The organism is Tessaracoccus sp. ZS01 (genome assembly GCF_022342445.1).
In the GTDB taxonomy this organism is placed as follows: Bacteria; Actinomycetota; Actinomycetes; order Propionibacteriales; family Propionibacteriaceae; genus Arachnia.
The window spans coordinates 1-19,291 of the sequence record NZ_PQFE01000004.1 but is presented as its reverse complement, the minus strand read 5'-3'; the positions used below and the strand labels follow the sequence as shown (position 1 = coordinate 19,291).

Here is a 19,291-nt window from a genome sequence, read left to right as displayed (position 1 = left end):
CGGTCAACCAGTCAGCCGCGGAGCCAGGCGCGGATGGAGCGGACGCGTTCCTCCACCTCCGCCTGCGAGGCCTTGGCCAGCGGCGGGCCCCCGCACTCCCGACGGAGGTCCGCATGCACGTGGCTGTGGGGGACCCCCTTGAGCCGGGCGTACTGGCTGACCAGCGAGTTGAGTTCCTTGCGCTTCGAGGCCATGGCCCGGTGGAGCGCAACCTCCGGCTCCGCCTTGGTGTCCTCGCGTTCGCGGCGGCGCATCTGGCGGCGCTGGCGCTCGGCGAGGAGTTGGCTGACCTGGCCCGCGTCGAGCAGGCCGGGCAGGCCGAGGTAATCGGCCTCGTCCTGGCTTGTGGGTTCGGCGTGCATGCCGAAGGCCTGGGAATCGAAGAGGACATGGTCGAACGTCGCCTTGGATTCGAGGGCCTCGAACTCGCCGAAGAGGTCGTCGGAGGCCGATTCGGAGCGGTTCGCGGCCTCCATGAGCGCCTCGGTCTCCGCCCAGATGTCCGTCTCGTCGGTCTTGGGGCGCCCCAGCACGTGGTCGCGCTGCTTCTCCAGCGTGGCGGCGTGGGCCAGCAGCACGGGGACGGTGGGGAGGAAGACGGTAGCCACCTCGCCCTTGCGGCGTGAACGCACGAAGCGCCCGACTGCCTGCGCGAAGAACAGGGGAGTGGAGGTGGCCGTGGCATAGACGCCGACAGCGAGCCGCGGCACGTCGACGCCTTCGGACACCATCCGGACCGCCACCATCCAGCGGTCCTCAGAGGCCGAGAAGTCGTCGATCTTGCCGCTGGCCTGGGTGTCGTCGGAGAGTACGACGGTCGGCTTGGTGCCGGTGATCTCGGTGAGCAGCCGCGCGTAGGCGCGCGCGGTGGTCTGGTCCGTGGCGATCACGAGGCCGCCCGCGTCGGGCAGGTGCCGCCGCACCTCGGTGAGCCGCTTGTCGGCCGCGCGCAGGACCGCGGAGATCCATTCACCGGTGGGCGACAACGCGGTACGCCACGCGTGGGCCGTGAGGTCCTTGGTGGTGGGCACGCCCAGGTCCAGCTCGAGTTCATCGCCGGACTTGGTGCGCCACCGCATGGGCCCGCCGTAGTTCATGAAGATGACGGGGCGCACCACGGAATCCGCCAGCGCCTCGGCGTAGCCGTAGGTGTAATCCGCCCGCGACTGCTTCACACCCGGGGCGAGCTCGTCGTAAGCGACGAACGGGATGGGGTTCTCGTCGGAACGGAACGGGGTACCGGTCAGCGACAGGCGGCGGGCCGCGGCCTGGAAGGCGTAGACGATGGCCTCGCCCCAGCTCCTGGAATCGCCGGCGTGGTGGATCTCGTCGAAGATCACCAACGTCTCCTGCGAGTGGCAGAGGGCCTCGTAGACGTAGGAGCGGGCAGCCACGCCCGCGTAGGTGACCGCGGAGCCGTGGAATTCCTTCGAGCGTCCCCGCTTCGAGGAGCCGCCCAGCCCGGGGTCGAGTTGGATGCCGACGCGGGCCGCGGCGTCGGCCCACTGGACCTTCAGGTGCTCAGTGGGTGTCACCACGACGATCCGCCGGACCCGCCGGGTCTGCAGCAGCGTGAGGGCGACGCGCAGGGCGAAGGTGGTCTTGCCTGCGCCGGGCGTGGCGACACAGAGGAAGTCCCTCGGCTGGTCCCGCTCGTACTGGTCCAGTGCCTCCTGCTGCCAGGCGCGCAGGGACGACGCAGTGCCCCAGGCGGCGCGCTGGGGGAAGGCGGGGGAGAGGTGGTCGAGAGCCGAGGAGGACATACGGGGCCCGACTTTAACCCCCCAACCCCACCTTGCAAAGCACCCGCGTGTCCGCTTGACCCGCCGTCGGCGTCAGGAGAGGCGCAGGGCCGCGCCCAGATCCCGGAGCTGCAACTCCTGGGCCAGCGCCAGGTACAACTCAGCGCAGGCGAGGGCGTCCACGACAGCGTCATGGCCCTTGTAGCTGGGTAGTCCGGCCCTTCGGCGCAGTTTCCAGAGGCGCAGCGCGTCGCGCGGATGGTCCTCGTCCATGCCCAGCGCCCGCAGCCCGAGCCCGAGGGTGTCGACGGCGCGCAGCGTGATGCCCACGTCGTAGACGCGCTTGACCGCCGCCGCGATGAACCCCACCTCGATCGTCGCGTGGTGTGCGAGCAGCACCCTCCCGGCGAGGCGGTGGAACAGCCGGTCGAGGGCCTCCTCGGTGGTCACGCCGTGCGCGAGCACCTCGTCGTCGGTGAGCTGGTGGATGATCGCGGACTGGCCCACGCCCTCCCCGGGGTTGACGAGGTAGTTGGTGGCGCTGCCCATGGGGATGCGCAGGCCGTCCACGTCGACCATGCCTACCGAGATGACCTTGTCCATGCCCGGAATGAGACCGGTGGTCTCGAAGTCCACGGCGAGGAGGGGCACCTGGCCGATGGGTGTGTCACGCGGCGGCGGCTCGGTCTGCAGGTAGCGCCTGAGCCCGCCGTCGGGGACCTTGTCGGCCAGCCCGGCGTTGCCACGCCTGAGGGACCACCTCATGAGATGAACTGCGTCTGGAACGCCACGTTGAGCGCCGCCTGGGCCTTGCCGACGATCACGAACGCCTCGCGCAGCGACCTGCGCTCGAAGTCGGACAGGTCCTCGGGGTTGACGTGGTTGTCGGGTTCGCTACCGGCGGCCACCAGGCGACCCTGGTGCTGCAGCCGGATGTAGCCCAGGAACTCGTGGGCGTCGAGCAGGTTCTCCACCTCTGCGCCGTGCTCGGCCGCCGCGGCGAGACGGGCGCGGGTGCTGACCTGCGGCAGCCCCCAGCGCAACGCGTAGATCCGGGCCACGTCGACGATGGGGTTGATGCCGCCCAGCTTGATGTCGAGCCGGTCGCGGTGCTGGCCACGCTTCTCCACGACGAAACCGCGGAGGAACCCGACGGGGACCTCGGCCGCGTTGGCGTGCTTGGCCAGGTGGCCGAGGAAGCGGGTGGATTCCGGGGCCGCCCTCAACACCCGCTGCTGGAGGGCGGTGTAGAGGGTGTGGTCGCCGTGGATGGGCCGCATGTCGAAGAAGATGGACGAGTTCAGCACCGCCTCCGATGTCGGGGCGGCCAGCCAGTTCGAGAAGGTGCGCTGCCACTCGCGCAGCTGCATCCGCCACCGTGGGTTGGTGGCCATCGCCTCGCCGCGGCACCGGGGGAAGCCGCACTCCACCAGGGCGGCGGTGAGGTACTCGGCCAGCGCCGCGAAGTACCCGTCGTGCTCCGGTAGCGCGTCGTCGCTGAGGATGAAGGCGTGGTCCTGGTCCGAGCCCAGCGCCTGCTCCTGCCGGGCCAACGAGCCGAGCGCCACCCAGGCGTAGGGCACCGGGGGCGCGCCCAGGTCGGCCTCGCCCATCTCGGCGATGCGCTGGGCCAGCGCCTCGGTGGTGCGGCTGATGATGCGCGTGATGTCCTCGGCGGTGGCGTCCTGGCGCAGCAGTCTGCCCACCAGGTTCGGGATCCTGCCCATCACCTTCACCAACCCGGCGACATCGTGCTGCCTGGCCAGGTCGCCCACCATGTACAGGGGGCTGGAGCGCTCCAGACGCATGAGGTCGCCGGAGGTCACCATGCCCAGCACCTTGTCGTCCTCCAACACGGGGAGGTGGTGGATCTTGTGCTGCACCAGCGACAGCAGCACGTCGAGCGCCAGCGCGTCCGCCCCGATCGTGAACGGGGTGTGGCTCATCACTGCAGACAGGGGGCTGTCCACCTCGATCCCGTCGGCCACCACGCGACGCAGGTCGCGGTCCGTGAGGATGCCGGCGAGGTCGCCGTCGCCGCTGGTCACGATGATGGCGCTCACGCGGTGTTCGGTCATGGCGAGGGCGGCCTGCCGGACGGTGTGGCCCAGGTCGATGGTGATGGGGGAGCGGGTGAGCATCTCGCGCACCGGCACCTGCAGCACCGGCCCACCCTCCGGCACGTGGCGCGTCGCGTCACCCAGCCTGGCCTCGGTGAAGAAGCGCCGCACCTCGGGGAAGGCCACCAGTTCCCGCACCACCTCCGGGGAGAACGACCACAGCAGCGAATCCTCGATGGCCGTGAACGTGAACCGGGAGGGCCGCTCCTCGAGGATCGACGACTGGCCGAAGCAGTCGCCCTGTTCGTCGTGGTCGATCAACACACCGTTGGCGTCGATGATCTCGACCGCTCCCGACCTCACCACGAACATCGCCAGGGGCGCCTGCCCCGCGGCGAGCACCACGTCTCCGCGTCGGACGTACTGGCCCACCGCGCGACGTGCGAAGGACTCGATCTGTGGGGCGCTCAACAGCGACCAGGGCTCGCGGGCCGCGAGGAACTGGATGGTTTCGGCCAACTCGGACACGATGATCCCCCTTGATCAGAAGCGTCGCGCCCAGCCTAGCTTCTGCGTCGCGACGGGGGGGTCAGCCCGCTGTGCCGATTGCCCCGGCGCCGCAGCGGTGATGTGCGCGGGACGATTGCGCACTTGGGTCCCGTTCGCGGAGCAGGCCCGGATCCCGGTGCTTTGATGGCCCGAGTTTGCGCAGTCGGATCGAGGAGGATCGATGCAGGGTCACACAGCCCCGTTCAACAGGAGGGCATTCCTGGTGGCAGGAGGCGGCGCCATGGGCGCCGCGGCTTTCGCAGGCGCAGCCTGGAGGACGACGAGCGCCCAGGCGGCGTCATCCGGACGCAGGTCGCCCAACGTGGTACTCGTGCTCGCCGACGACCTGGGTTACGGGACCCTCGGCTCATACGGGCAACAACAGATCAAGACCCCCGTCCTCGACAAGCTGGCGGCCGAAGGCGTGCGCTACACCGACTTCTACGCCGGCGCCGCCGTCTGTGCGCCGTCGCGCTGCACGCTGCTGACGGGCATGCACACGGGCCACGCGACCGTCCGCCAGAACCCCACCACCTCGGTGGACGACCCGTTCCTGCCGGACGAGGTCACCTTCGGCCACCTCCTCCAAGCGCAGGGGTACGCCACCGCGCTGTTCGGCAAATGGGGCTTCTCCCCGGATGCGCCGGGCCACTACAGCCACCCGAACCAGCAGGGCTTCGACGAGTTCTTCGGCTACCTGACCCACATCCACGCGCACCAGTACTACCCGACCTACCTCTGGCACAACCAGACCAGGGTCGAGATCCCCGAGAACCACAACGGCGCCAACGGTGCCTACGCACCGGATCTCGTGATCGAGCGGACGCTCGACTTCATCGACGCCAACAAGGACAACCCCTTCATGGTGCTGGTGTCCACGAACATCCCCCATTCCCCGCAGCACGTGCCGGACTACGGGCCCTACGCGAACGAACCGTGGGGCGAGGGCGAGAAGGCCCACGCCGCCCAGATCACCCGCCTGGACGGTCACGTCGGCCAGCTCGTCGCGAAACTCGAGCAGCACGGCATCGCCGACGACACCATCGTGCTCTTCCTCTCCGACAACGGCCCCCACGAGGAGGCCTCACACGCCGGCATCCCACTCAACCCCGATTTCTTCGACGAGAACGGGCCGCTGCGCGGCTACAAGCGCAACCTCCACGAGGGCGGCATCCGCACACCGGCCATCATCTGGGCGCCCGGCTACATGGGCAGCAACGCCGGCACCGAGGTCTCCCAGCCCTTGGCGTTCTGGGACATCCTGCCGACGCTCGCCGACCTCTCCGGCGCCCCGGTTCCCCCGTTCATCGACGGTGGCTCCATCCGCAGCACGTTCGACGCCTCCACGCCGAGCAGCAACGAGTACGAGGTTCCGCTCCAGGAGCGGCCCCTGTACTGGTGGCGGGTGGAGCCCTATGCCACCGCGCGCGCCAACGAGGCAGAGGGGGGCTCCACCACCCGTGCAGCCGAAGCGGTACGGCGCGGCAACTGGAAAGCGATCCGCTTCGCGCCCGCCAAGGACCGCACGGTCGCGGACGATCTGTGGGACTTCCGCCTGTACAACCTGGCCACCGACCTGGGTGAAGACGTCAACGTCGCTGCCCAGAACCCGTCACTCGCGGTCTCCATGCTCGCCCTGATGAAGCAGGAGTGGACAGAGCCCACCGTCCCCCGGGAGAAGTGGAGCGTCAGCGGCCTCGTCATCGAGCCGCCCGCGTATCTCCCGCCGGGCGAGACGGCGCAGGTGGTGGTGCGCTTCGACAACCACGGTGACAAGCCGTACACGCGCGTCGACCTGCACCTGGAGGCACCGGCGGGCTGGACGGTGCGGGCGCCGCGACGCAGTCGGGCGGCGATCCGTCCGGGTGGCAGCCGGGAGTTCGTCTTCCAGGTCACGGTCCCTGCGGCGGCCTCCGGCGCGCAGCCACTGACCGCCTCGGCGAAGTTCCTCGTCGGCCACCGGGAGGTGGCGACGGCCACGGCGACGGCCACCGCCGTGGCCTCTGCCCCGCCGCTGGAGAACCCGGTGCGGGTCCCCACCACAGGCTGGACCTTCACGGCGAGTTCGTCCACCGACCTCTCCGGGAACGGCCGGGGTGGGCGCCCGGAGCACGCCTTCGACGGCAACACCGACACTTTCTGGCACAGCCAGTGGACGCCGTCGCACGCGGCGCCGCCCCACTGGATCCAGGCCCAGGCGCCGGCCGCCGTCACGGTGGCGCAGGTGCGGTTCCTGCTCCGCAGCGACACGGAGCGTCCCAGGTCGCTGGACGTGAAGGTCTCCGAGGACGGCGTCAACTGGACCACCGTGGCCACCCATGAGTACGCGATCGGCGGAAGCGCGGGGCCGACGTGGAACGCGATCACATTCGCGCCCGGGACGGCCACCCACGTCCGGCTCGAGACGCCCGGCACCTACGAGGCCAGCGGCCAGCACTTCGTGGTGCGCGAGATCGAGTTCTGGCGCTGAGCGCCCGAAGATTTTGAGAAGGATTGAGATCGACATGTTCTTGAAGAAGCACCGAATCGCCTCCATGATCACCGTCGCGGCGCTCGCCGTGGGCGGCATGACGCTCACCGGCCAGTTCGCCTCCGGCGACCCGGCCGTGGTGGTACCCGCCGGCGCCATCGAACTGCAGGACTACGACTTCAAGGTCCGCCTGCACCCCGATTTCCCCCAGGTGGTGGACTACCGCCTCGGCGACGACCAGTTGGCCGGCCGCCTCGGAACGGCGCTCACGACCGTCGAGGTCAACGGCACCGGCCAGCCCGTGAGCGTCGCGGACCCCGTCGTGGCGCACGACAGGAGGAGCGCGTCCTATGCGCTGTCCTTCCCCAACCTGACCGGCGTCTCGCTGACGGTGGTGGCGGAGATTTCGGGCCAGAGGCTGCGGTTCACGCTCACGGACCTGGAAGATCCCGGGGCCGTGGTCAAGAGCCTCCGCATCCCCAACCACGACCTGGTGACGCTCGACGGCTCGGACCCGGCCGCCCAGTTGACCACCGCACGCGTGGCGGTGGCGGGCCAGGCCGGCGGAGACACCTACGAGAAGCTGACCGTCGCGGCTCCTGGGGCCATAGCGGGCTCGTGGCTCGCGCTGGCGCACGAGTCGAACCTGGCGGCCGCCTTCGGGACCAACGCCACCGGCGCTGATGCCAACAGCCGCTGGCAACGCCAGATCCGCTCCGGCGACACCCAGCCGCTGGGGTCGCTGTGGGCCGGCACCTGGTCCGGCATCGGTCAGGGCGCAGACCCCTACGTCGAGGTGGAGCTCGCCAGGGACGCCAACGGTGACGGCGCCGTCGACTGGCAGGATGCGGGCGTCACCGCCCGAGGGTTGCTGGACTTCGGCAACGGTGCGGAGGAGGTGGCCGATGAGGTCATCGTCCGCGCCCCGTCCGGCGCCGCCGCCGACATCCTCGCAGCCACCCGGCAGCTCTCGGCCGCCACCGAGAACCTCGGCCAGCGCGTCGTGCTGACCGGGGTCGCGGCGCCGGATCCCGCCACCACGGATGACCTCACCGCCCTCTCCGATGAGGGTGTGGGGCTGAACACCACCTTCGGCTACGACGTCAGCGCGGCGACCCCCGCCCCCGGGCTCGCGGCCGGCTACCAGGAACTGTGGGACTCGGGCCCGCTCAACCTGGACACGCTCTACTTCGACGAGGCGCTCGACACCCCCGCTGCGCAGGTGCTGAACGCCGCCCTCCAGGAGCAGGGCTGGGTGGTCGCCACCCATCCCACCGTCAACCCGGGCAGGGACTCCGACATCATCCGCTTCGTGGCCAACGGTCTGCGCGACGGCTGGGACGACGATCCGATCCTGGGCGCGGCCGTGGAGGTGGCCGAGGGCGACGCGGGGTTCGCGACGGCGGTGTGGGAGACCAACCTCCCGGCCAAGTTCCTGCAGCGCTCAGGCCTCACCAAGCACACCGGCGCCGAGGCCACGTTCGCCAACGGCACTGTCGCCACCGCCACCGGGGTGCGCTTCGACGGCGCCACCGTCGCAAAGGACGGTGCCTACCTGCTGCCCTGGCGCGACGGCGGCCGGGAGTGGACCGACGTTGGCCCGGACCGGCTCTACCACTACAACCCCGCCGGTGGTACCACCACCTGGCAGCTGACGGATGCGTGGCTCAACCAACCCTCCCTGACCCTGTTCAGGCTGACGGACGAGGGTCGCGCGAAGGTGGGCACCGTGACGCCCACCGACGGACAGGTCACGATCGTGGCGCAGCCCGCCACCGCCTACGTGCTGTTCCCGGCCGCCGAGGCGCCTTCGGGCGAGAGCCTGCCCCCGGCCGCCTTCACCGTCGCGAACACGGCGGCGAAGGTGGGCACGGCCGTGACCATCACGGTGCGGACCACGGACCCCGAGGGCGGACCGCTCACGTATGCGGCGCAGGGCCTGCCCTCGGGCCTGGCCATGGCTCCCTCCAACGGGGTCATCTCCGGCACCCCGACGACGGCCGGCACATACAAGGTGACCGTCACGGCGCGCGACGCCGCAGGGCTCACGGCCACGGCCAGCTTCAGCATCACCGTGGCGCCGAAGGTCAGCCCGACGCCGCCCACCAGCCCGTCGCCTGAGCCCACGCCCACGGTGACGGCCCCCGCAAAGTTCGTGCGGACCGCGCCCTACACCCTGGCCGGGCTGCACAAGGGGATCAACGGCCGCGACTGGAACACCGTGTGCGAACCGTATTCGCAGACGGAGCGGTGCCGCACCGACATCTGGGCCACGGTGGTCAAGGTCGAGAACGGCGCGTTCGTACGCGAGAGCGGCTGGGCCTTCAACAACCTCACCTACCTGCCGTACATGACGCGGGCGGCATGGAAGGGCAACCCGCTGGGCGACGCGGGCTCCACGAACGACGGCGTGTTCACGTCGGCCGGCCGGCAGTGGCGAACCGAGTGCGACACCGCGGCGACGGGTAGGGGCGCGTGCCGCTCCTACACCATGACGACGGTGTACGCCGCCACTGCGAAGCCTGCGGGTGGGTACACCTTCTCGCAGCGCAACGAGTGGGTCTTCAACAACATCGTGATGTTCGGAGGTCCCGAGAAGCGCGGCTGATCCTCACCTGAGCCGGGCGCGCCCGCGTGCGGCATGAGCTTGCTTCACTGCTGGGTTTGTTGCCGTCCTCGGCGCCACATCCAGCACTGAAATCGGGCCCTGCCAGGATCGCCGGAGTCCTCCGCTGGGCGTGTCTGCTCGCGCCTCACGAAGTGAGCCCACACGCTGAGCATTTGCCCACGCCCTCGGGTGTCCACTGGCGCTTCCCGACCCGGGCACTAGGGTGGGCTGTCCCCTCCAACCCGGCACCGAGAGGTCCTGCATGTCCGAGATCACGTCGTATTCCCCCGGATCAGGCGAGCGCGTCCAGCCGCGCGCGCGCATCGCGTCGACGGCGGCTGAGCGCGACCTCAGCGGCACGTGGAGGTTCCACTTCGCCGCCCTCCCGGACCTGGCGCCGGAGGGGGCAGCGGCAGTCGACTTCGACGACTCGGGCTGGGACAGCATCGCGGTGCCCTCGCACTGGGTGCTGCAGGGGCGTGAGGAGTGGGGCAGGCCGGCGTACACGAACATCAACTACCCCTTCCCGGTGGACCCGCCGTTCGTGCCCGACGAGAACCCCACCGGCGACTACCGCACCACGTTCGAGCTCGAGGAGGGCTTCGGCGAACGGGTCCACCTCCGCTTCGACGGCGTCGAGTCGCTGGCGATCGTGTCGCTGAACGGGGCCGAGGTTGGCGTCGTGCGCGGCAGCCGCCTGACCCAGGAACTCGACGTCACGGAACAGGCCCGGCCCGGCGTCAACGTGCTGCACGTCCGCGTGCACCAGTGGTCGGCCGCCAGTTACCTGGAGGACCAGGACCAGTGGTGGCTGCCGGGCATCTTCCGCCCGGTCACCGTGCTGGGGCGTCCCGCGGCGGGGATCGACGACGTGTGGCTCCGGGCCGACTTCGACCCCGCCACCGGGCATGGCCGCCTCCTCCCAGAGCTGCGGGCCGCCGACGCGGCCTACCCGATCACCGTGCGCGTCGCGGCGCTGGGGGTGGAGGCCACCTTCGCCTCGGCCCGGGACGTGGCCGTCATCGAGGTGGGGGAGGTGTCCCCCTGGAGCGCCGACCGCCCCACGCTGTACGACGCCGAGGTCACCAACGACGCCGAAACCCGCAGCCTCCGCGTCGGCTTCCGCCGCATCGAGATCGTCGGGCACGAGTGGCGCGTCAACGGCCGCAAGCTCCGGCTGCGCGGCGTCAACCGCCACGACTACGACCCGGACCACGGCCGCGTCTTCGACGAGGACGTCGTACGCGAGCAGTTCCGCCTCATGAAGAGGCACAACATCAACGCGCTGCGCACCGCGCACTACCCACCGCACCCGCGGCTCCTGGACCTCGCCGACGAGATCGGCCTGTGGGTGATCGCGGAGAACGACCTGGAGACCCACGGGTTCGAGCTGGACGGCTGGGTCGACAACCCCACCGACGACCCACGGTGGCGCGCCGCCCTCCTCGACCGCATCGAGCGGTTCTTCGAGCGCGACAAGAACCACCCGTCGATCATCGCCTGGTCGTTGGGCAACGAGTCCTGGACCGGCCAGAACGCCGCGGCGATGGCGTCGTGGCTGCACCGTCGGGATCCCGAGCGCCCCGTGCACTACGAGCCCGACTTCGAGGGCCGCTACACCGATGTCGTCTCCCGGATGTACCCGTCGCTCGAGGAGATGGAGGACCTGTCCGCGGGCCTGGGGCGCAACAGGTTCGGCTCGCCGGGGCGCGCCGCGGTGCTCGCCGGGAGGCCCATGATCCTGTGTGAGTACGCCCACGCCATGGGCAACGGGGCAGGCGGGCTGGCAGATTATGAGGAGCTGTTCGACACGCTCCCGCAGTGGCACGGTGGCTTCGTCTGGGAGTGGCGCGACCACGGTCTGCGCACCCGCACCGCTGACGGGCAGGAGTTCTTCGGCTACGGCGGCGACTTCGGCGAACCCCTCCATGACGGTTCGTTCGTGACCGACGGCATGCTGCTCTCGGACGGCACCCCCAGCCCGATGCTCGCCGAGTACGCGGCCGTCATCACGCCCATCAAGCTGCACGTCACCGCGGGCGAGGTGCTGATCGAGAACCGCCGCCACGACGGCGACACCGCGGACCTGCGCTTCGTCTGGCGCGATGAACTGGACGGGCGCCAGATCGGCTCCGGCGAGCTGAAGGTCGACGCGCTCGCCCCCGGCGCCCTCGCGGTCGTCTCGTTGCCCGGCTTCGAGCCCCGCGACGGTGAACTCTGGCGCACCGTCGAGGCCGTGCTGGTCGGCGACAACGGGTGGGCGGGGGAGGGCCACGTGGTGAGCCGCGGCCAGGTCCTGCTCGCCGACGCGCCGGCCACCCTGCGCCCGCTCGTCTCGGCAGATCTCCCCTCGGAGGAGGACGGCGTGCTGACGCTGGGCCCGGGGCGCTTCGACGCGCGTACCGGGGACCTCCTGTCCATCGGTGGCCGCGTCGTGGCGGGTCCCCGCCTCGAACTGTGGCGCGCCCCCACAGAGAACGACCGGCTGGACGGCTTCCACTCCTACGCGGAGGAGGAGCCCGCCGTCGCCCGCCATGGCGTCACGGACGGGCCCGCATGGGAGAAGCAGTGGCGCGCCGCAGGCCTGGACAGGTTGGAGCGCCGCGTGGTCTCCGTGCGTACCGCGCCCGGGTCCGTGACCATGCTGCACCGCTACGCCCCGGCCGCCACGCAACGGGCGGTCACCGTCGAGCTGGTGTGGACGCTGGACGCGGAGGGCCTCCGGTTGGACGCCTCCGCCCTGCCCTCTGCGGGCTGGACGGGCGGCTGGCCCCGCGTGGGCCTGCACTTCACCCTTCCCGAGGGGCTGCAGCGTGCCGAGTGGTTCGGCACCGGTCCGGCGGAGAACTATGCCGATTCCCGTGCGGCCGCCCACGTGGGCCGGTTCGACTCGGCGATCGAGGACCTCGTCGTCGACTACGCCGTCCCGCAGGAGAGCGGTCACCGCAGCGAGCTGAGGGAACTGACGCTGCCAGAGTTGGGAATGGCCGTCTCCGCGGAGCCGGTGGCCGGCGAACTGCCCGGCTTCACCCTGCGGGCGCACGACGTCCACCAGGTCACGGCCGCCACGCATCCCCACGAGCTGCCCCCGTCGTCGGGTACCCATCTGTACCTGGACGTGCAGCAGCAGGGCCTGGGCGGACGGTCCTGCGGGCCCGACGTCCGGCCCGAGTACCAGTTGCGACCGCGCGCCGCCCAGTGGGCGCTGCGCTTCCACCTCTGACGCTCAAGGGGCGACACCGGGTCTGTGCGGGGAACGCCCCGCGCAGACCCGGAGCGCTTCGGACACCCCGATTTGGACCTGTCCCAGAGGCGTGCTTAAATAGTCAGGTTGCTCCGCGAGGAGTTCGGTGGCGTGTCTACGCTGCGGGACATCTCTGGAACGGGGTCGGGCAGCTGGATCCATCACTGGGTCCGGGCGGCGCAAATCACAGAGGTTCACCCTCCTGGGAGGGCCGCTTGGGTTGAGACCAAATGACCGACACTCCCGACCGCGTGGTACGGGGCGACAAGGGGTTTTACCCCGCAGGAACTTGAAATTTCCAAAGGGCAAGAGAAGTTAGGAACGACTGTGGCTGGACAAAAGATCCGCATCAGGCTGCGGGCGTATGACCATGAGGTCATCGACAGCTCGGCGCGCAAGATCGTCGACACCGTGACTCGCACGGGTGCGAAGGTGGCCGGCCCGGTGCCGCTGCCGACGGAGAAGAACGTGTACTGCGTCATCCGTTCGCCCCACAAGTACAAGGACAGCCGTGAGCATTTCGAAATGCGCACGCATAAGCGTCTGATCGACATCCTCGATCCCACGCCGAAGACAGTCGATTCGCTGATGCGTCTTGACCTGCCTGCGGGTGTCGATATCGAGATCAAGCTTCCGTGAGGTCTGCTGAAATGAGTGAACGAATCGTGAAGGGCATCCTGGGCACCAAGCTCGGCATGACCCAGCTGTGGGACGAGAACAACAAGGTCGTCCCCGTGACCGTGATCCAGGCCGGCCCTTGCGTCGTGACCCAGGTTCGCACCCCCGAGGTTGACGGCTACAACGCCGTGCAGCTCGGCTTCGGCGCCATCAAGGCCAAGCACGTGACCAAGCCTGCCGCTGGCCACTTCGCCAAGGCTGATGTGACGCCCCGCAAGCATCTGCTGGAGATCCGCACCGCCGACGCGTCGGAGTTCGAGCTCGGTCAGGAACTGACCGCTGAACTCTTCGCCGACGGCGAGTTCATCGATGTCACCGGCACCACCAAGGGCAAGGGCACCGCGGGCGTCATGAAGCGCCACGGCTTCTCCGGCCTCAAGGCCTCTCACGGTGTGCACCGCAAGCACCGTGCCCCCGGTTCCATCGGTGGCTGCGCCACCCCCGGTCGTGTCTTCAAGGGCACCCGCATGATGGGCCGCATGGGCAACGCCAAGGTGACCGTGCAGAACCTGAAGATCCACGCCGTCGACGCGGAACGTGGCCTGCTCATCGTGCGCGGCGCCATCCCCGGTAACAACGGGTCCCTCGTCGTCGTCCGCACCGCAGCTAGGAAGGGTGACGCAGCATGAGCGATCTGACCATCGACGTCATGGACGCCAAGGGCAAGAAGGCCGGTAAGGCCGACCTCCCCGCCGCGCTGTTCGACGCGAACACCAACATCCCCCTGATCCACCAGGTCGTCGTGGCCCAGCTGGCCGCGGCCCGTCAGGGCACGCACGACACCAAGACCCGCGGCGAGGTTCGCGGCGGTGGCGCAAAGCCCTGGCGTCAGAAGGGCACCGGTCGTGCCCGCCACGGCTCGCGTCGCTCCCCGATCTGGACCGGCGGTGGCGTTGTCCACGGCCCCACGCCGCGCAGCTACGCCCAGCGCACCAACAAGAAGATGATTGCGGCCGCCCTCCGTGGCGCCCTGTCGGATCGCGCCCGTGACGGCGAGGTCTACGTCATCTCCGAGATCGCCGGCGACAAGCCGTCGACGAAGGTGGCACTCGCAGGACTCACCAAGGTGGCCGGCGACATCCGCAAGGCGCTCGTCGTCCTGGACCGCTTCGAGGACAACGCCTGGCTGAGCCTGCGCAACGTCCCGTCGCTGCACCTGATCGCGGTTGACCAGCTCAACACCTACGACGTGCTGGCCAACGACAAGATCGTGTTCACCTCCGCAGCCCTTGCCGCGTTCGTCGCGGACAAGAACGAGGACTACGCGGTGGCAGAGCCCGTCGCTGAGGAAGCCGCTGTCGAAGAGGCGCCCAAGGCGAAGAAGGCCAAGAAGGCCGACAACACTGAGGAGAAGGACAAGTGACGACAGCGCTGAAGATCCGCGATCACCGCGACGTCATCCTGCGTCCTGTGGTGAGCGAGAAGAGCTACAACCTGCTCGACGACGGCAAGTACACCTTTGTCGTCTCGCCCGACGCGAACAAGACCGAGATCAAGATCGCCATTGAGGCCATCTTCGGTGTCAAGGTCGTGTCCGTGAACACCCTCAACCGTCAGGGCAAGCGTCGCCGCACCCGCTACGGCACCGGAAAGCTCGCCGACACCAAGCGCGCGATCGTCACCGTTGCCGAGGGTCAGAGCATCGACATCTTCGCCGGGCCGGTTGGCTGACCGGAACTAGAGAAGGAACAGAAACTTCATGGGTATCCGTAAATACAAGCCGACTACGCCGGGCCGTCGCGGCTCGAGTGTGTCCGATTTCGTCGAGCTCACCCGCTCCACGCCGGAGAAGTCGCTCCTCGTCGCCAAGCCGAAGACCGGTGGTCGTAACAACTCCGGTCGTATCACCACCCGTCACATCGGTGGTGGACACAAGCAGGCCTACCGCCTGATCGACTTCAAGCGCTACGACAAGGACGGCGTGCCGGCCAAGGTCGCTCACATCGAGTACGACCCCAACCGCACCGCTCGCATCGCGCTGCTGCACTACGCCGACGGCGAGAAGCGCTACATCATCGCGCCGGCCGGCCTCAAGCAGGGCGTCGTCATCTCCGCTGGTGATGGCTCCGACATCAAGCCGGGCAACAACCTGGAACTGCGTCAGATCCCCGTCGGCACCACGGTGCACGCGGTGGAGATGCGTCCGGGTGGTGGCGCCAAGCTGGGCCGTTCCGCCGGTTCCGCCATCCAGTTGGTCGCCCGTGAAGGCAAGTACGCCACGCTGCGTATGCCGTCGGGTGAAATGCGCATGGTCGATGTCCGCTGCCGCGCCACCATCGGCGCGGTCGGCAACGCCGAGCAGTCCAACATCGACTGGGGCAAGGCAGGCCGCAAGCGTTGGAAGGGCGTCCGCCCGACCGTCCGCGGTGTTGTCATGAACCCGCACGACCACCCGCACGGTGGCGGCGAAGGCCGCACGTCCGGTGGCCGTCACCCGGTTTCGCCGTGGGGCAAGCCTGAAGGCCGCACCCGCAGCAAGAAGAAGGCGAGCAACCGCCTGATCGTCCGCCGTCGCAAGACCGGTAAGAAGCGCTGATAGGGAGCCTGAAGAAATATGCCACGCAGCCTGAAGAAGGGCCCCTTCGTCGACGACCACCTGCAGAAGAAGGTGGACGTTCAGAACGAAAAGGGCACCAAGAACGTCATCAAGACCTGGTCGCGCCGTTCGATGATCATTCCCGACATGCTCGGGCACACCATCGCGGTGCACGACGGCCGTAAGCACGTCCCGGTGTTCGTCACCGAGTCCATGATCGGTCACAAGCTGGGCGAGTTCGCTCCGACGCGTACCTTCAGGGGTCACGTGAAGGACGACAAGAAGGCCCGTCGCCGCTGAGGCGCGAGATAAGGAATTGATTCAACAATGAGCAACGAAAACGGCAACAGCCGTCGTCGCGAGAACCTGCTCGGGGATCGTCCTGGCTCGTTCGCCATCGCGCGGCACGTCCGGATGAGCCCCACGAAGGTCCGTCGCGTCGTCAACCTGGTACGCGGCATGGACGTCAAGGACGCTCTCGTCGCCCTCAAGTTCGCCCCGCAGGCCGCTTCCGAGCCGGTCTTCAAGGTTGTGGCTTCGGCCGTGGCCAACGCGGAGTCGGCTGAGGCCCTGCGGTCTGACGACCTGTACATCTCCAAAGCATTCGTCGACGAGGGCGTCACCCTCCGGCGGATCCGCCCCCGCGCCAAGGGTTCGGCCAGCCGCATCCTCAAGCGTGGATCGCATATCACCGTGGTTGTCGAACCCCGCGAGACGAAGGGAGCCTGAGTCATGGGCCAGAAGATCAACCCGCATGGCTTCCGCCTGGGCATCACCACCGACCACAAGACCCGTTGGTACAGCGACAAGCAGTACGCGGAGCTCGTGGGCGAGGATGTCAAGATCCGTGAGTTCCTGACGAAGAACCTCGAGCGCGCCGGCATCTCGTCGATCGAGATCGAGCGTCGTTCGGAGCGAGTGACCATCTTCCTGCACGCCGCCCGTCCGGGCATCGTCATCGGCCGTAACGGCGCCGAGGCGGAGAAGACGCGCGCTGAGCTCGAGAAGATGACCGGCAAGCAGATCCAGCTGAACATCCTCGAGGTCAAGAACCCCGAGATCGATGCGCAGCTCGTCGCCCAGGGTGTCGCCGAACAGCTCGGCGCCCGTGTCGCCTTCCGTCGCGCCATGCGTCGTGCCCAGCAGACCGCCATGCGTGCGGGCGCCAAGGGTATCCGCATCAAGTGCTCCGGTCGTCTCGGTGGCGCTGAAATGTCCCGCTCCGAGGGTTACCGCGACGGCCAGGTGCCGCTGCACACCCTCCGCGCCGACATCGACTACGGCTTCTACGAGGCCCGCACCCAGTTCGGCCGTATCGGCGTGAAGGTGTGGATCTACAAGGGCGACGTCGCCGGCACCCGCGCCGAGCGCGCCGCTCAGAAGGCTGCCCGTCAGGCCGCCCCCGCTGGTCGTCAGCAGCGTCCGGGCCGTCGCCCGGCACGCGGCGAAGGTCGCGGTGACCGTCCCGAGCGCGGCGGTCGCCGTCGCGCCGACGCAGCCCAGGCTGAGGCTGCGCCCGCAACTGAGAACGCAGGAGCCTGAGCATGCTGATTCCTCGTCGCGTCAAGTTCCGTAAGCAGCACCACCCCAAGCGGAGCGGTGCATCCAAGGGCGGCACCAAGCTCGCCTTCGGTGACTTCGGCATTCAGGCGCTCGAACCCTCGTACCTGACCAACCGTCAGATCGAGGCCGCTCGTATCGCCATGACCCGTCACATCAAGCGTGGCGGTAAGGTCTGGATCAATGTGTACCCGGACCGCCCCCTGACCAAGAAGCCGGCCGAAACCCGCATGGGTTCCGGCAAGGGTTCCCCCGAGTGGTGGATCGCCAACATCAAGCCCGGTCGGGTCATCTTCGAACTCTCTGGTGTTACTGAAGATGTCGCCCGCGAGGCCATGCGTCTGGCCATCCACAAGCTGCCCTTCAAGGCACGCTTCATCAAGCGCGAAGCAGGTGACAACTGATGAGTAAGTCTCTCGCCGCACACGACCTGCGTGGTCTGTCGCGTGACCAGCTCAACGCCAAGGTAGTTGAGCTCAAGGAGGAACTGTTCGGTCTTCGGTTCCAGGCGGCCACCGGCCAACTGGAGTCGAGCAGCCGGCTGCGTAACGTCCGCAAGGACATCGCCCGCATCTACACCGTGCTGCAGGAACGCAACCTCGGCATCGTGGACGAGCCCGCTGAGGAGAAGTGACCATGACTGATTCCACCACCCCCTCCGAGACCCCTGTGGTCGAGGACCGTAACCGCCGCAAGGTGCTCACCGGCATCGTCGCCTCCGACAAGATGGACAAGACCATCGTCGTCGTCGTCGAGGATCGCGTGAAGCACCCGCTGTACGGCAAGGTCATGAACAAGACCTCCCGTCTGAAGGCCCATGACGAGAACAACGAAGCCGGCATCGGCGACCGCGTCCGCGTCATGGAGACCCGCCCGTTGTCGGCGCAGAAGCGCTGGCGTCTGGTTGAGATCATCGAGCGCGCCAAGTAAGGCACCGTTCGCATACATTGGCCCGCCCCCCTCACGGGGGCGGGCCAATGCTGTGTTCGGGGTCAGTGGGTGGGGAACTTCCACCACCAGCGTGATGATCAGGTTCTGGGTCCAGAGCAGCAGGAAGATGCTGCCGGCCGGCCAGCCGAAGGCGAGCACCCCGACGAGTTGCACAGCCGAGTTGATGACCGCCAGCCCTATCGCTGGTAGATACGGTGAATTTACCGGCTGGACTATGCCGGGGGACGGGTTCAGTCCTTGTTGCGGCTACCGAGGAGGCCGCCGAACAGGGCGCCGACGATGGCGATCACGATCGCTCCCCAGAAGGCGGGCCAGAAGCCGTCGACCTGGAATCCCAGGCCGAGGAGGCGCGCCAGCCACGAGGTGAGCATCAGCATGAGCGCGTTGATGACGAGCAGGGCGAGGCCGAGGGTCAGCACGATGAAACAGGTGCCCAGCCCCTTCACGAGGGGCGCGACGATGCCGTTGACCAGCCCGAAGACGATCGCAACTCCCAGCAGCGTGAGCACCTTGTCCGTGAGGGTGGGGGAAGACAGCGTGATTCCGGGCACCAGCCAGACCGCGATGGCGGTGGCGAGTGCGGTGACGATGAGCCTGCCGATGAACTGCATGTCACAAGCCTGCCACGGCGCGTGGTGCGCGTCTGGAGTTCGCACCCTGATCAACCCCTGATCTGCCCGCATCCGTCAGCGTCCGGTGGAGGGGAGACCCGGCCGGGTGCGGGTGGCCGCAGGGAACGGGCTGTGGGTGGTCTGCGTGGCAGATCCCGACGGCGTGGCTGCGAGCGGCGTGGGCTGCGGGGAGGGCGGCGCCGAAGGTGTCGGCGAAGGTGTCGGCGACGGCGTCGGTGAAGGCGTCGGTGAAGGCGTCGGGGACGGGCTGGGGGCTGTCTC

19 protein-coding genes are annotated in these 19,291 nt (G+C 68.7%); 14 read left to right on the top strand and 5 right to left on the bottom strand.

From position 1 onward, the window contains the following. Nucleotides 1-11: 11 nt before the first annotated feature. The 3 genes from C3E87_RS06235 to C3E87_RS06225 all read right to left on the bottom strand — a co-directional run bounded on the left by C3E87_RS06235 (nucleotide 12) and on the right by C3E87_RS06225 (nucleotide 4,330). Nucleotides 12-1,763 carry a DEAD/DEAH box helicase gene (locus C3E87_RS06235; RefSeq protein ID WP_076060686.1) on the bottom strand — a complete coding sequence of 584 codons (1,752 nt, stop codon included), beginning with the start codon at nucleotides 1,761-1,763 and terminating at the stop codon, nucleotides 12-14. Nucleotides 1,764-1,835: 72 nt separating this feature from the next. Then, nucleotides 1,836-2,507 (bottom strand): exonuclease domain-containing protein, encoded by a 672-nt coding sequence (locus C3E87_RS06230; RefSeq protein ID WP_076060684.1) that lies wholly within the window; start codon nucleotides 2,505-2,507, stop codon nucleotides 1,836-1,838. Next, nucleotides 2,504-4,330 carry a DUF294 nucleotidyltransferase-like domain-containing protein gene (locus tag C3E87_RS06225; protein WP_083665447.1) on the bottom strand — a complete coding sequence of 609 codons (1,827 nt, stop codon included), beginning with the start codon at nucleotides 4,328-4,330 and terminating at the stop codon, nucleotides 2,504-2,506. Before C3E87_RS06225 ends, C3E87_RS06230 begins: the two co-directional genes overlap by 4 nt. A gap of 202 nt (nucleotides 4,331-4,532) precedes the next feature. On the opposite strand from C3E87_RS06225, the gene C3E87_RS06220 reads away from it, so the two are divergent. The 14 genes from C3E87_RS06220 (at nucleotide 4,533) to rpsQ (ending at nucleotide 18,377) form a co-directional block, all read left to right on the top strand. Then, nucleotides 4,533-6,821 carry a sulfatase-like hydrolase/transferase gene (locus C3E87_RS06220; RefSeq protein WP_083665446.1) on the top strand — a complete coding sequence of 763 codons (2,289 nt, stop codon included), beginning with the start codon at nucleotides 4,533-4,535 and terminating at the stop codon, nucleotides 6,819-6,821. A gap of 34 nt (nucleotides 6,822-6,855) precedes the next feature. Then, nucleotides 6,856-9,429: a glycoside hydrolase family 101 beta sandwich domain-containing protein gene (locus tag C3E87_RS06215; RefSeq protein ID WP_076060678.1), complete on the top strand. Its 2,574-nt coding sequence runs from the start codon at nucleotides 6,856-6,858 to the stop codon at nucleotides 9,427-9,429. A 262-nt stretch (nucleotides 9,430-9,691) separates the two neighbouring features. After that, entirely contained in the window at nucleotides 9,692-12,652 is a 2,961-nt protein-coding gene (locus C3E87_RS06210) for a glycoside hydrolase family 2 TIM barrel-domain containing protein (protein WP_076060676.1), read from the top strand. A 348-nt stretch (nucleotides 12,653-13,000) separates the two neighbouring features. Then, nucleotides 13,001-13,312, top strand: a complete 312-nt coding sequence (rpsJ, locus tag C3E87_RS06205) for a 30S ribosomal protein S10 (RefSeq protein WP_040284687.1) — start codon at nucleotides 13,001-13,003, stop codon at nucleotides 13,310-13,312. Nucleotides 13,313-13,323: 11 nt separating this feature from the next. Next, nucleotides 13,324-13,980, top strand: a complete 657-nt coding sequence (rplC, locus tag C3E87_RS06200; RefSeq protein ID WP_076060674.1) for a 50S ribosomal protein L3 — start codon at nucleotides 13,324-13,326, stop codon at nucleotides 13,978-13,980. Further along, nucleotides 13,977-14,714 carry a 50S ribosomal protein L4 gene (gene rplD / locus C3E87_RS06195; RefSeq protein WP_076060672.1) on the top strand — a complete coding sequence of 246 codons (738 nt, stop codon included), beginning with the start codon at nucleotides 13,977-13,979 and terminating at the stop codon, nucleotides 14,712-14,714. The genes rplC and rplD overlap by 4 nt, the downstream gene beginning before the upstream one ends. Continuing rightward, nucleotides 14,711-15,022 carry a 50S ribosomal protein L23 gene (gene rplW, locus C3E87_RS06190; RefSeq protein WP_182763784.1) on the top strand — a complete coding sequence of 104 codons (312 nt, stop codon included), beginning with the start codon at nucleotides 14,711-14,713 and terminating at the stop codon, nucleotides 15,020-15,022. The genes rplD and rplW overlap by 4 nt, the downstream gene beginning before the upstream one ends. A gap of 28 nt (nucleotides 15,023-15,050) precedes the next feature. Continuing rightward, nucleotides 15,051-15,887, top strand: a complete 837-nt coding sequence (gene rplB / locus C3E87_RS06185) for a 50S ribosomal protein L2 (RefSeq protein ID WP_076060670.1) — start codon at nucleotides 15,051-15,053, stop codon at nucleotides 15,885-15,887. Nucleotides 15,888-15,905: 18 nt separating this feature from the next. Further along, nucleotides 15,906-16,187 (top strand): 30S ribosomal protein S19, encoded by a 282-nt coding sequence (gene rpsS, locus C3E87_RS06180; RefSeq protein WP_076060668.1) that lies wholly within the window; start codon nucleotides 15,906-15,908, stop codon nucleotides 16,185-16,187. Nucleotides 16,188-16,214: 27 nt separating this feature from the next. Further along, the gene (rplV, locus tag C3E87_RS06175) at nucleotides 16,215-16,616 is read left to right on the top strand and encodes a 50S ribosomal protein L22 (RefSeq protein ID WP_076060665.1); all 402 of its coding nucleotides are present in this window, start codon (nucleotides 16,215-16,217) and stop codon (nucleotides 16,614-16,616) included. A gap of 3 nt (nucleotides 16,617-16,619) precedes the next feature. Then, complete coding sequence (gene rpsC, locus C3E87_RS06170) at nucleotides 16,620-17,429, top strand: 30S ribosomal protein S3 (protein WP_076060663.1); 810 nt, start codon at nucleotides 16,620-16,622, stop codon at nucleotides 17,427-17,429. Nucleotides 17,430-17,431: 2 nt separating this feature from the next. Further along, nucleotides 17,432-17,851 (top strand): 50S ribosomal protein L16, encoded by a 420-nt coding sequence (rplP, locus tag C3E87_RS06165; protein WP_076060661.1) that lies wholly within the window; start codon nucleotides 17,432-17,434, stop codon nucleotides 17,849-17,851. Then, a complete protein-coding gene (gene rpmC, locus C3E87_RS06160; protein WP_076060659.1) occupies nucleotides 17,851-18,081 on the top strand; it encodes a 50S ribosomal protein L29 in 231 nt (76 codons plus the stop codon). Before rplP ends, rpmC begins: the two co-directional genes overlap by 1 nt. A gap of 2 nt (nucleotides 18,082-18,083) precedes the next feature. Beyond that, nucleotides 18,084-18,377 (top strand): 30S ribosomal protein S17, encoded by a 294-nt coding sequence (gene rpsQ / locus C3E87_RS06155; protein WP_076060656.1) that lies wholly within the window; start codon nucleotides 18,084-18,086, stop codon nucleotides 18,375-18,377. A gap of 251 nt (nucleotides 18,378-18,628) precedes the next feature. Here the strand turns inward: rpsQ and C3E87_RS06150 are convergent, their stop codons facing one another. Both C3E87_RS06150 and C3E87_RS06145 read right to left on the bottom strand, forming a co-directional pair. Next, nucleotides 18,629-19,009 carry a phage holin family protein gene (locus tag C3E87_RS06150; RefSeq protein ID WP_076060654.1) on the bottom strand — a complete coding sequence of 127 codons (381 nt, stop codon included), beginning with the start codon at nucleotides 19,007-19,009 and terminating at the stop codon, nucleotides 18,629-18,631. 1 nt (nucleotide 19,010) lies between these two features. After that, the coding region (locus C3E87_RS06145) for a hypothetical protein (protein WP_158069053.1) at nucleotides 19,011-19,291 on the bottom strand (281 nt) is incomplete at its 5' end.